Below are 12966 nucleotides of genomic sequence, written 5' to 3' on the forward strand. Positions count from 1 at the left end.
ATTTCGCAAGAGCAAGTCGATGACCAAAAAACTCCATATTAAAACCTGGGGCTGTCAGATGAACGAGTACGATTCATCGAAGATGGCCGATCTGCTGGATGCCACCCACGGCTATCAACTGACCGACGTGGCGGAAGAAGCGGATGTGCTGCTGCTGAACACCTGCTCAATCCGCGAGAAGGCTCAGGAAAAAGTCTTCCATCAGTTGGGTCGCTGGAAACTGTTAAAAGAGAAGAATCCAGACCTGATTATCGGCGTCGGCGGTTGCGTGGCATCGCAAGAAGGCGAGCACATTCGCCAGCGCGCCCACTATGTCGATATTATTTTTGGGCCGCAAACGCTGCACCGCCTGCCAGAGATGATCAACTCCGTGCGCGGCGACCGCAGCCCGGTTGTAGATATCAGCTTCCCGGAAATCGAGAAGTTTGACCGTCTGCCAGAACCGCGCGCCGAAGGGCCGACCGCGTTTGTCTCCATCATGGAAGGCTGCAATAAATATTGCACCTACTGCGTAGTGCCTTACACCCGTGGTGAAGAGGTAAGCCGTCCGTCCGACGATATTCTGTTTGAGATTGCCCAGCTTGCTGCTCAGGGCGTGCGTGAAGTTAACCTGCTCGGCCAGAACGTGAACGCCTGGCGCGGTGAGAACTACGACGGCACCACCGGATCGTTTGCCGATCTGCTGCGTCTGGTTGCGGCGATCGACGGGATCGATCGTATTCGCTTTACCACCAGCCATCCGATCGAATTCACCGACGATATCATCGAAGTGTACCGCGACACGCCGGAGCTGGTGAGCTTCCTGCATCTGCCGGTACAGAGCGGTTCCGATCGCATTCTGAACCTGATGGGACGTACCCATACGGCGCTGGAGTACAAAGCGATCATCCGTAAACTGCGTGCGGCGCGCCCGGATATTCAGATCAGCTCTGACTTCATCGTCGGCTTCCCTGGCGAAACCACCGAAGACTTCGAGAAAACGATGAAGCTGATTGCCGACGTCAATTTCGACATGAGCTACAGCTTTATCTTCTCTGCACGTCCGGGTACACCAGCCGCCGATATGGTTGATGATGTTCCGGAAGAAGAGAAGAAGCAGCGTCTGTATATTCTGCAAGAGCGCATTAATCAGCAAGCGATGGCATGGAGCCGCCGGATGCTCGGCACCACCCAGCGCATTCTGGTAGAAGGGACTTCACGTAAGAGCATCATGGAGCTTTCCGGTCGCACTGAAAATAACCGCGTGGTTAACTTCGAGGGCACGCCGGATATGATCGGTAAATTCGTCGATGTAGAAATTACCGACGTCTACCCGAACTCTCTGCGCGGTAAAGTGGTGCGAACTGAAGATGAAATGGGTCTGCGCGTGGCAGAAACACCGGAATCGGTGATTGCCCGTACCCGCAAAGAAAACGACCTTGGCGTGGGTTATTATCAGCCGTAATTCTCAGGCCCGCCGTTCCGGTGGGCCTTGTTTTTTCTCTCTTTATCCCCATCTTTATCGCAATGCTTGCGCCTTTTTCCTGTGGCGTGAATAATTTCCTTATAGGCCGGTGAATGTTCAGCTTCCGGCGGCATACAGATAAGAGGAACGGTTTGAACATAGACACTCGCGAAATCACCCTGGAGCCAGCAGACAATGCGCGTCTGTTGAGCCTGTGCGGCCCGTTTGATGACAACATCAAGCAGCTCGAACGCCGTCTCGGCATCGAGATCAATCGCCGCGATAACCACTTTAAACTGACCGGCCGTCCGATTTGCGTCACCGCTGCGGCAGACATTCTGCGTAGCCTGTATGTCGATACTGCCCCGATGCGCGGTCAGATTCAGGATATCGAACCGGAACAGATCCACCTTGCGATTAAAGAAGCGCGGGTACTGGAGCAAAGCGCGGAGAGCGTGCCGGAGTACGGCAAAGCGGTCAATATCAAAACCAAACGCGGCGTAATTAAGCCGCGCACGCCAAACCAGGCGCAGTACATCGCCAATATTCTCGACCATGACATTACCTTCGGCGTTGGCCCGGCGGGTACGGGTAAAACCTACCTGGCAGTGGCTGCGGCAGTTGATGCCCTGGAGCGTCAGGAAATTCGCCGTATTCTGCTGACTCGTCCGGCGGTCGAAGCCGGTGAGAAACTGGGCTTCCTGCCTGGCGATTTAAGCCAGAAAGTAGACCCGTATCTGCGCCCGCTGTACGACGCGCTGTTTGAAATGCTGGGCTTTGAGAAAGTCGAGAAACTGATTGAGCGCAACGTTATTGAAGTCGCACCGCTGGCCTATATGCGTGGTCGTACGCTGAACGACGCGTTTATCATTCTTGATGAAAGCCAGAACACCACCATCGAACAGATGAAGATGTTCCTGACCCGTATCGGTTTTAACTCAAAAGCGGTTATCACCGGCGACGTCACACAGATCGACCTGCCGCGTAATACCAAGTCTGGTTTGCGTCATGCCATCGAAGTGCTGGCCGATGTCGAAGAGATCAGCTTTAACTTCTTCCACAGCGAAGACGTGGTTCGTCACCCGGTGGTGGCGCGTATCGTTAACGCCTATGAAGCCTGGGAAGAAGCCGAACAAAAACGTAAAGCGGCGCTGGCAGCAGAACGCAAGCGCGAAGAACAGGAACAAAAATGAGTCAGGTGATCCTCGATTTACAACTGGCATGTGAAGATAATTCCGGGTTACCGGAAGAGAGCCAGTTTCAGACATGGCTGAATGCGGTGATCCCGCAGTTTCAGGAAGAATCGGAAGTGACTATTCGCGTGGTCGATACCGCCGAAAGCCACAGTCTGAATCTGACCTATCGCGGTAAGGATAAGCCGACCAACGTGCTCTCCTTCCCGTTTGAAGTACCGCCTGGCATGGAAATGTCGCTACTGGGCGATCTGGTTATCTGCCGTCAGGTGGTTGAGAAGGAAGCTCAGGAGCAAGGCAAACCACTGGAGGCGCACTGGGCGCATATGGTGGTGCACGGCAGTCTGCATTTGTTAGGTTACGATCACATCGAAGATGACGAAGCAGAAGAAATGGAAGCCATCGAAACAGAGATTATGCTTGCTCTGGGCTATGAGGATCCGTACATTGCCGAGAAAGAATAATTTGCCAGGCATTTGACTGGCAGACGTCCCCGCCGTTGGTGATTAACGACGGCGTTTTGATTAACTAACATGAGAACCCATACGACGCCATGAGCGACGACAATTCACACAGTAGTGACACGATAAGCAACAAGAAGGGATTTTTCTCCCTGTTACTCAGCCAACTTTTCCACGGTGAACCGAAAAACCGTGACGAACTGCTGGCGCTGATCCGTGATTCCGGGCAGAACGACCTTATCGACGAAGATACGCGCGATATGCTCGAAGGGGTGATGGACATCGCAGACCAACGCGTTCGCGACATCATGATCCCCCGCTCCCAGATGATTACCCTGAAACGCAACCAGACGCTGGACGAATGCCTTGATGTCATCATTGAGTCCGCCCACTCACGTTTCCCGGTGATTAGCGAAGACAAAGATCACATTGAAGGGATTCTGATGGCGAAAGACTTGCTGCCGTTTATGCGCAGCGATGCTGAAGCCTTCAGCATGGACAAAGTGTTACGTCAGGCGGTTGTCGTTCCTGAAAGTAAGCGCGTAGACCGGATGCTGAAAGAGTTTCGCTCTCAGCGTTACCACATGGCGATCGTCATTGACGAATTCGGTGGGGTTTCCGGTCTGGTGACCATTGAAGACATCCTGGAACTGATTGTTGGTGAGATTGAAGACGAGTATGACGAAGAAGATGATATCGACTTCCGTCAGCTGAGTCGTCATACCTGGACCGTGCGCGCACTGGCTTCTATTGAAGACTTCAACGAAGCGTTCGGCACCCACTTTAGCGATGAAGAGGTTGACACTATCGGTGGTCTGGTGATGCAGGCATTTGGGCATCTTCCGGCGCGTGGCGAAACCATCGACATCGACGGTTACCAGTTCAAAGTGGCGATGGCCGACAGTCGGCGTATTATTCAGGTTCATGTCAAAATCCCGGATGACTCACCCCAGCCGAAGCTGGATGAATAAAACCGAAACTGGATAGATAACTACATGGCTTTTGCCTCATTAATTGAACGCCAGCGCATTCGCCTGCTGCTGGCGTTATTATTCGGTGCCTGCGGAACGCTGGCCTTCTCTCCTTACGACGTCTGGCCTGCGGCGATTATTTCGCTGATGGGGCTTCAGGCGTTGACCTTTAACCGCCGTCCACTCCAGTCTGCCGCTATTGGCTTTTGCTGGGGATTTGGCCTCTTTGGCAGCGGTATTAACTGGGTCTATGTCAGCATCGCGACCTTTGGCGGAATGCCTGGCCCGGTTAACATCTTCCTGGTGGTACTGCTGGCGGCGTATTTGTCGCTGTATACCGGACTGTTTGCTGGCGTGCTGTCGCGTCTGTGGCCGAAAACCACCTGGCTGCGCGTGGCGATTGCCGCCCCTGCTCTCTGGCAAGTGACCGAGTTTCTGCGCGGTTGGGTGCTGACTGGCTTCCCGTGGTTACAGTTCGGCTATAGCCAGATTGATGGCCCGTTAAAAGGGCTGGCACCGATAATGGGCGTGGAAGCCATTAACTTCCTGCTGATGATGGTTAGTGGCCTGCTGGCACTGGCGTTGGTCAAACGCAACTGGCGTCCGCTGGTGGTGACCGTCGTGCTGTTTGCCCTTCCCTTCCCGCTGCGTTACATCCAGTGGTTTACCCCGCAACCGGAGAAAACCATTCAGGTTTCGATGGTTCAGGGCGATATTCCGCAATCGCTGAAATGGGACGAAGGCCAGCTTCTTAATACGCTGAAGATTTACTACAACGCAACGGCACCGCTGATGGGCAAATCATCGCTGATTATCTGGCCGGAGTCGGCGATAACCGATCTGGAAATTAATCAGCAACCGTTCCTTAAAGCTCTGGACGGTGAGTTGCGCGATAAAGGTAGCTCGCTGGTCACCGGGATTGTCGACGCGCGTCTCAATAAACAGAACCGCTACGATACCTACAACACCATCATCACACTGGGTAAAGGCGCACCGTACAGCTATGAATCAGCCGATCGCTATAACAAAAACCATCTGGTGCCGTTTGGCGAGTTTGTCCCACTGGAGTCGATACTGCGTCCGTTAGCACCGTTCTTTGATTTGCCGATGTCTTCATTCAGCCGCGGACCATATATTCAGCCACCGCTGTCGTTGAATGGCATTCAACTTACTGCGGCCATTTGCTACGAAATCATTCTCGGCGAGCAAGTGCGCGATAACTTCCGCCCGGATACAGACTATCTGCTGACTATCTCCAACGATGCGTGGTTTGGTAAGTCTATTGGTCCATGGCAGCACTTCCAGATGGCGCGAATGCGTGCGCTGGAGCTGGCGCGCCCACTGTTGCGCAGCACCAACAACGGCATTACGGCGGTGATTGGCCCGCAGGGTGAGATTCAGGCGATGATCCCGCAGTTCACCCGCGAGGTGTTAACCACTAACGTAACGCCGACCACCGGACTCACCCCGTACGCACGTACCGGCAACTGGCCACTGTGGGTGCTGACGGCACTGTTTGGTTTTGCAGCTGTGCTGATGAGTCTGCGTCAGCGACGTAAACGTTGATGTGAATGATGCGCTGGCCTGCAAAATTGCATCAATTTTGCAGGCCAGATAAACCGTTCACACCACATCCGGTATCAACAAAACATACTTTCTCATTGAGTTGTGGGGCATGATTATCATGCCCCTTTTTCTTACGGTTCAGGGATACAAGCCACATCGCCATATTGGGGATGACGAATAATTGCCTGCGGATCAAGTGAACTTTCTCTGTCCAATTGTATTAGCCCGTTCTTCGCCATAACAAATATCTTTCTACCATCCGCTGAAAAACGAAGATTATTAACGTAGCTGGCAGGATAAACGCCAATAATCTGCCCGGCATTAATATTGAGCAGGATGACATAACCTTGCAGGCCATATGACACCAACGCTAAATACTGACCGTCCGGGCTAATACCCTCAACGGAATAAACGCTCCTGCTACACCATTGCGTCATAATGCTGGCTTGTTGATCCTCAGCTCTTATACGTGAAATCCCCTGGCTATCGGCAAAAATAACCTCACCATTTTTTGGTCGGAATCCCATCGCAGAAACGACACCACGCGCATTACCTGCGGGAAAGTCTTCTTTCTGATGCGTGATGGTATTGATCCGCACGATGTTACCTCTGCCTGCTCCCGGAACCAGTAATGTTTTTTCATCCGGGGAAAGTGCCATAACCCAGGCGCCTGGTTTACCGCTCGTCCCCGTCCCGTCGTATTTCTCCAGTGGGATATCCGCCACATGCTGATAAGTCACCAGATCAATCGCTGACACACTATTACTGGTGCGATTCATCACCCAGGCTTTTGTGCCATCACGCGAGAGGATAAGGTTGTCAGGATGTGCGCCGGTGGTAATCGACTGAATAATCTCCCCCGTCGCCACGTTAATGACCGATAATGCATTCGCTTCAAATGAAGTTGCATAAAGCAACGTTTCATCCGGGCTTAATGCCAGCGATCTGACGCCCTGATCTTTACAGCCACCACAATATTTGACTGACTTTTCTTTCGCTATGGGCGCTGTAAAGATATGCAGGATTTTCTTTTGTCCGAGGTCGAAAACAACAATGCTGTTGGTGTTTTCAATTGCGGCATACAACGTATTACCATCCCGACTGATCGCCATATCATGGATATCGGCAATCTCAGCGAGTAAATCACCACTGGCCTGCTCACGACTTACCGGAGCGGATAATGTTTCCGTGAGGGCGTTGCGCTCCTCCACTAACTGCTGCTTTTTTTGTCGTCGCTCTTGTTCAATCTCCTGCGGATAAAACGCTTCACGCAGGCTTTGCCTGACCTGTAAAACTGATTCATCAATCTGCTGCTGCACAAGCCAGATAGCCCCGGTCAGAAGAAGAGTGACCGCAACAATAATCCCGCCTTCCGTAACGAATCGGTTTTGCCCAACTAAACGCGCGCTCAGCCAACCCAACGCGCCCCCCGCAATCAGGCCGCCAATGTGGCAAGCGTTATCTATTCCTGCTTGCCGGGCACCATACAACAGTGTCAGCGCCACCATACCCAACAGAGAAAATACTCGCCGCTGGTTTTTATGGTGTGTACCCGCACCTGAAGCAAGCTGTGTTGCTATCGCACCGCCAGCTATTCCCATAATTGCCCCGGATGCCCCAACGCTGATGACTATCTGCTCACTTTCGCGTAACGCATAACAGGCGCTGATCAGCCCACCAAAGATGCCGGAGAATAACCAGATAATCAGGAGTCGCCATTTCCCCAGTATCCGTTCCGCTACTGTCCCCACCGCCAGGAGTGCAAACATATTCATCAGCAAATGGGAAAAACTACTGTGCAGAAAAACACTGCTCAATAAGCGCCAGGATTCATCCGACAACGTGAGAGAAGCAACGTTAGCGCCGAGATGGATGAGTGCGGATTGATCGACTTCTTCGTAACTCATCCATTGTGCGAGGTAACAAAATATCCCAACACAGAGCGCAAAAAGGATCAGGGTTATTGCGGGTAATTGAACATTTAACGGCTTAACCGAAGATGCAGACATAAGGTGATTCTTCCTTGAAAAGACTAGTAAAAAGCATTTTCCCGTGTGTAGTTATCATCCCGGCAAACGTCCCACACCGAAAAGTTAACACTGTCCGAAATATGACTTTTTCAAACTGAAATTACAATCGTAATTAATTCACCCCTAAGTATTTTTTGGCATGTAAGTTGCTTTATTTACTGTGTAAGCAATGAAATCAGCCGCAACGCAACCGGGTTGCACCACCACAAATCAGCGGTAGCACCAAAAAGGTGCGGTTTAAGAATTTTGCTTCGGAATGGTGCGGCGCACCTCGCAAAAATAAACAATAAAACAGCAATATCTTTACATTTATCCAAACTAAATGTTACCTAACAAACACAACACTGCACAATAAAGTCGCAGATGATAACAACACAAACACTCACAACGGGTATCCATGCGTTTTTAACGCAGAAGATAAAGGAGTTGGATATGCAATTACGTAAACCTGCCACAGCAATCCTGGCCCTGGCGCTTTCCGCAGGACTGGCACAGGCAGATGACGCCGCCCCGGCAGCAGGCAGCACGCTGGACAAAATCGCCAAAAACGGCGTGATTGTCGTCGGTCACCGTGAATCTTCAGTACCTTTCTCTTATTACGACAATCAGCAAAAAGTGGTGGGCTACTCGCAGGATTACTCCAACGCCATTGTTGAAGCAGTGAAAAAGAAACTCAACAAACCAGACTTACAGGTGAAATTGATTCCGATCACCTCACAAAACCGTATTCCACTGCTGCAAAACGGCACTTTCGATTTTGAATGCGGTTCTACCACCAACAATGCCGAACGCCAAAAACAGGCGGCTTTCTCTGACACTATTTTCGTGGTCGGTACGCGCCTGCTGACCAAAAAGGGCGGCGATATCAAAGATTTTGCCGACCTGAAAGGCAAAGCCGTAGTCGTCACTTCCGGCACCACCTCTGAAGTTTTGCTCAACAAACTGAATGAAGAGCAAAAAATGAATATGCGCATCATCAGCGCCAAAGATCACGGTGACTCTTTCCGTACCCTGGAAAGCGGTCGTGCCGTTGCCTTTATGATGGATGATGCTCTGCTGGCCGGTGAACGTGCGAAAGCGAAGAAACCAGACAACTGGGAAATCGTCGGCAAGCCGCAGTCTCAGGAAGCCTACGGTTGCATGTTGCGTAAAGACGATCCGCAGTTCAAAAAGCTGATGGATGTCACCATCGCTCAGGTGCAGACCTCCGGTGAAGCGGAAAAATGGTTTGATAAGTGGTTCAAAAATCCAATTCCGCCGAAAAACCTGAACATGAATTTCGAACTGTCAGACGAAATGAAAGCACTGTTCAAAGAACCGAATGACAAGGCACTGAACTAATTACAAGAACCAGGGGCGGAAATTCCAGCCCTCTCGATTGTTACGTAGCACGGACAGACTATACGCCTGGTGGTCGTTCCCCATCGGGCCTGAAAACCGCAATACGCTGGGTAACAATCTTCGAGGGTAGCAGTTAACGCTGCTACCCTCTTTTTTCTGGAGTAGATTTATGTCTATAGACTGGAACTGGGGTATTTTTTTACAACAAGCCCCGTTCGGCAACACCACCTATCTTGGTTGGATCTGGAGTGGCTTTCAGGTGACGATCGCTTTGTCGATCTGCGCCTGGATTATCGCTTTCCTCGTCGGTTCATTTTTCGGCATTTTACGTACCGTTCCAAACCGTTTTCTCTCCGGTCTGGGTACGTTGTATGTCGAACTGTTCCGCAACGTGCCGTTGATTGTGCAATTCTTTACCTGGTATCTGGTGATCCCGGAGCTGCTGCCAGAGAAAATCGGCATGTGGTTTAAGGCGGAACTGGACCCTAATATTCAATTTTTCCTTTCATCCATGCTCTGCCTGGGGCTGTTTACCGCCGCCCGTGTTTGCGAACAGGTACGCGCCGCTATTCAGTCGCTGCCGCGTGGGCAAAAAAATGCCGCGCTGGCGATGGGTCTGACGCTACCGCAGGCTTACCGCTACGTACTGCTGCCTAATGCTTATCGCGTTATCGTCCCGCCGATGACCTCAGAGATGATGAACCTGGTGAAAAACTCCGCCATCGCCTCGACTATCGGTCTGGTGGATATGGCGGCGCAGGCGGGTAAATTGCTCGATTACTCGGCCCACGCCTGGGAGTCGTTTACCGCCATTACGCTGGCGTATGTATTGATTAACGCTTTTATCATGCTGGTGATGACGCTGGTTGAACGTAAAGTTCGCCTGCCCGGCAACATGGGGGGCAAATAATGTACGAGTTTGACTGGAGTTCCATTGTTCCTTCCCTGCCATATCTGCTCGACGGGCTGGTGATCACGCTGAAAATCACCGTCACGGCAGTGGTGATTGGTATTTTGTGGGGCACCATGCTGGCGGTGATGCGCTTGTCCAGCTTTGCGCCCGTAGCGTGGTTTGCCAAAGCCTACGTTAACGTATTCCGCTCGATTCCTTTAGTTATGGTTTTGCTGTGGTTTTACCTGATCGTACCGGGTTTTCTGCAAAACGTGCTGGGATTATCACCCAAAAATGATATCCGTTTAATTTCGGCGATGGTGGCGTTTTCGATGTTTGAAGCGGCGTACTATTCAGAGATTATCCGTGCTGGTATTCAAAGTATTTCTCGTGGTCAGTCGAGCGCCGCGCTGGCGTTGGGAATGACTCACTGGCAGTCGATGAAACTGATTATTCTGCCGCAGGCGTTCCGCGCGATGGTGCCGCTGTTGCTCACTCAGGGCATCGTACTGTTTCAGGATACCTCACTGGTGTATGTGTTATCTCTGGCCGATTTCTTCCGTACCGCCTCAACCATTGGTGAGCGTGATGGTACGCAGGTTGAGATGATCCTGTTTGCCGGATTTGTTTATTTCGTTATTAGCCTTAGCGCGTCGTTGTTGGTCAGCTACTTGAAAAGAAGGACAGCATAATGATTACCCTGAAAAATGTTTCAAAATGGTATGGTCACTTTCAGGTGCTGACCGACTGCTCAACCGAAGTGAAAAAAGGCGAAGTGGTGGTGGTTTGCGGCCCGTCTGGTTCAGGCAAATCAACGCTGATTAAAACCGTCAACGGCCTCGAACCGGTGCAGCAAGGTGAAATCACCGTCGATGGCATCGTGGTTAACGACAAGAAAACCGATCTGGCGAAACTGCGTTCCCGCGTCGGGATGGTGTTTCAGCATTTCGAGCTGTTCCCCCATCTGTCGATTATCGAAAACCTGACCCTGGCGCAGGTGAAAGTGCTTAAACGCAATAAAGCGCCGGCTCGTGAAAAAGCATTGAAATTGCTGGAGCGCGTCGGGCTTTCCGCACATGCCAATAAGTTTCCGGCGCAGCTTTCCGGCGGCCAGCAGCAGCGTGTGGCGATCGCTCGCGCATTGTGCATGGATCCTATTGCCATGCTGTTCGACGAACCAACGTCGGCGCTGGATCCGGAGATGATCAACGAAGTGCTGGACGTGATGGTCGAACTGGCGAACGAAGGAATGACGATGATGGTGGTGACTCACGAAATGGGCTTTGCCCGTAAAGTGGCGAATCGGGTGATCTTTATGGACGAGGGTAAAATTGTCGAAGACTCGCCGAAAGACGCTTTCTTCGATGATCCGAAATCGGACCGCGCAAAAGACTTCCTCGCAAAAATCCTGCATTAATCACTCTGGCGCGCATACTCAATTGCGCGCCATCTCACGCTTTCTCGTTTCGTCCCTCGTATCTGTTACATCCCGGCGTTACCCTTGTCGCAAAGAAACACACAACAAGGAGCAACAATGGCACTGCCAATTCTGTTAGATTGCGACCCAGGTCATGACGACGCTATCGCAATCGTTCTCGCCCTCGCCTCACCAGAGCTTGATGTCAAAGCAATTACGTCTTCCGCCGGAAACCAGACACCAGAAAAAACCTTACGCAATGTTCTGCGTATGCTGACCTTGCTTAATCGCACCGATATTCCGGTAGCAAGCGGTGCGGTAAAACCGTTAATGCGTAATTTGATTATTGCGGACAACGTGCACGGCGAAAGCGGTCTCGACGGCCCGGCATTACCGGAACCGGCATTTGCACCGCAAAACTGCACGGCAGTGGAGCTGATGGCGAAAACGCTGTGTGAAAGTGAGGAACCTGTCACCATTGTTTCTACCGGACCGCAAACTAACGTTGCCTTGCTGCTCAATAGCCACCCGGAACTGCATAGCAAAATTGCCCGTATCGTGATTATGGGCGGCGCAATGGGGCTTGGTAACTGGACGCCTGCGGCTGAATTTAATATTTACGTTGACCCGGAAGCGGCAGAAATTGTCTTCCAGTCAGGAATTCCGGTGGTGATGGCCGGTCTGGATGTTACTCACAAAGCACAAATCCACGTTGAAGACACTGAGCGTTTCCGCGCGATTGGCAACCCTGTTTCAACCATTGTTGCCGAACTGCTGGATTTCTTCCTCGAATATCACAAAGACGAAAAATGGGGCTTTGTCGGCGCACCACTGCATGACCCATGCACCATCGCCTGGCTGTTGAAACCGGAGTTGTTTACCACTGTTGAGCGCTGGGTTGGCGTGGAAACACAAGGGAAATATACCCAGGGTATGACGGTTGTTGATTATTATTATCTGACTGGCAATAAACCGAATGCCACCGTAATGGTCGATGTTGATCGTCAGGGCTTTGTTGATTTACTGGCTGATCGTCTGAAATTTTACGCTTAATCACTCGCCGGATGACATCACGCCATCCGGCACCACTCATTTCATTACGGCTCGAACGGACGTCTCTGGAACTGATCATGACCACATTTCGGGCATAGCGTCAGCACTTCCGGTGTATAGATCGGGAGATGGAAGTGACATTTCTCGCAGACCAGATTTCCCAGCCCTACCACTTCTCCGCTGTGATAAACCCCATGATGATTGAGGTCCTGGAAAACTTCGCGCCATTCAAGCTGCGTTTTATCGGTGATGTCTGCCAGCTCCTGCCACAAGCTTTCTTTAATCACCCGCATAAAGACGCTGTCAGACTCTTCTTTCAGGCTCTCTTCATAGCTCATGGCGAACTCTTCCAGGTCACGTCTGACAGCTCGCGTCAGCTCATCGACCTCGGTTCGCGTTAACTCCCCTGTTTTTATTACGCGCTCGCGCGCCTGTTCCACCAGTGCGTCGATATCACGTTCGCCATTGCGCAGGCGTTCGCTCAGTGACGCGACCAGTTCACGGTAATATTGAGCAACCTTGTTCATCGTTTCATCTCCCGGGTCGTTAACTGACTATAATAATAGACGTTCTTTGTTCCTTGCTTTGCTAATACGCC

Annotated in this window: 12 protein-coding genes; 10 read left to right on the forward strand and 2 right to left on the reverse strand. The window is 51.5% G+C overall.

Annotation, left to right across the window (positions count from 1 at the left end; all coding sequences use genetic code 11):
- Positions 1-19: 19 nt before the first annotated feature.
- From miaB to lnt, 5 genes are all read left to right on the forward strand, one after another.
- Positions 20-1444: a tRNA (N6-isopentenyl adenosine(37)-C2)-methylthiotransferase MiaB gene (gene miaB, locus ACJHYO_RS06095; protein WP_000162740.1), complete on the forward strand. Its 1425-nt coding sequence runs from the start codon at positions 20-22 to the stop codon at positions 1442-1444.
- A gap of 152 nt (positions 1445-1596) precedes the next feature.
- Positions 1597-2637, forward strand: a complete 1041-nt coding sequence (locus tag ACJHYO_RS06100; RefSeq protein ID WP_001018040.1) for a PhoH family protein — start codon at positions 1597-1599, stop codon at positions 2635-2637.
- On the forward strand, positions 2634-3101 hold the full coding sequence (gene ybeY / locus ACJHYO_RS06105; RefSeq protein WP_000084467.1) for an rRNA maturation RNase YbeY: 468 nt from the start codon (positions 2634-2636) through the stop codon (positions 3099-3101). Before ACJHYO_RS06100 ends, ybeY begins: the two co-directional genes overlap by 4 nt.
- 89 nt (positions 3102-3190) lie before the next feature.
- Positions 3191-4069 carry a CNNM family magnesium/cobalt transport protein CorC gene (gene corC / locus ACJHYO_RS06110; RefSeq protein WP_001278605.1) on the forward strand — a complete coding sequence of 293 codons (879 nt, stop codon included), beginning with the start codon at positions 3191-3193 and terminating at the stop codon, positions 4067-4069.
- A gap of 24 nt (positions 4070-4093) precedes the next feature.
- Positions 4094-5635, forward strand: a complete 1542-nt coding sequence (gene lnt, locus ACJHYO_RS06115; RefSeq protein WP_021540833.1) for an apolipoprotein N-acyltransferase — start codon at positions 4094-4096, stop codon at positions 5633-5635.
- 131 nt (positions 5636-5766) lie between these two features.
- Here lnt and ACJHYO_RS06120 read toward each other — a convergent pair whose 3' ends face one another.
- Positions 5767-7644 (reverse strand): rhomboid family intramembrane serine protease, encoded by a 1878-nt coding sequence (locus tag ACJHYO_RS06120; protein ID WP_085455232.1) that lies wholly within the window; start codon positions 7642-7644, stop codon positions 5767-5769.
- 453 nt (positions 7645-8097) lie between these two features.
- On the opposite strand from ACJHYO_RS06120, the gene gltI reads away from it, so the two are divergent.
- The 5 genes from gltI (at position 8098) to rihA (ending at position 12368) form a co-directional block, all read left to right on the forward strand.
- Positions 8098-9006 (forward strand): glutamate/aspartate ABC transporter substrate-binding protein GltI, encoded by a 909-nt coding sequence (gene gltI, locus ACJHYO_RS06125; protein ID WP_410232424.1) that lies wholly within the window; start codon positions 8098-8100, stop codon positions 9004-9006.
- A gap of 169 nt (positions 9007-9175) precedes the next feature.
- Complete coding sequence (gene gltJ, locus ACJHYO_RS06130) at positions 9176-9916, forward strand: glutamate/aspartate ABC transporter permease GltJ (protein WP_000020941.1); 741 nt, start codon at positions 9176-9178, stop codon at positions 9914-9916.
- Positions 9916-10590, forward strand: coding sequence for a glutamate/aspartate ABC transporter permease GltK (gltK, locus tag ACJHYO_RS06135; RefSeq protein WP_000272824.1), 675 nt, complete (start codon positions 9916-9918; stop codon positions 10588-10590). The genes gltJ and gltK overlap by 1 nt, the downstream gene beginning before the upstream one ends.
- Positions 10590-11315 (forward strand): glutamate/aspartate ABC transporter ATP-binding protein GltL, encoded by a 726-nt coding sequence (gene gltL, locus ACJHYO_RS06140; RefSeq protein ID WP_000631389.1) that lies wholly within the window; start codon positions 10590-10592, stop codon positions 11313-11315. Before gltK ends, gltL begins: the two co-directional genes overlap by 1 nt.
- Before the next feature lie 117 nt (positions 11316-11432).
- A complete protein-coding gene (gene rihA, locus ACJHYO_RS06145) occupies positions 11433-12368 on the forward strand; it encodes a pyrimidine-specific ribonucleoside hydrolase RihA (protein ID WP_001207534.1) in 936 nt (311 codons plus the stop codon).
- 44 nt (positions 12369-12412) lie between these two features.
- Here rihA and ACJHYO_RS06150 read toward each other — a convergent pair whose 3' ends face one another.
- Positions 12413-12895 carry a zinc ribbon-containing protein gene (locus ACJHYO_RS06150; RefSeq protein WP_001044880.1) on the reverse strand — a complete coding sequence of 161 codons (483 nt, stop codon included), beginning with the start codon at positions 12893-12895 and terminating at the stop codon, positions 12413-12415.
- Positions 12896-12966 lie beyond the last annotated feature (71 nt).

The organism is Escherichia sp. WS1118 (genome assembly GCF_046487695.1).
In the GTDB taxonomy this organism is placed as follows: Bacteria; Pseudomonadota; Gammaproteobacteria; order Enterobacterales; family Enterobacteriaceae; genus Escherichia; species Escherichia coli.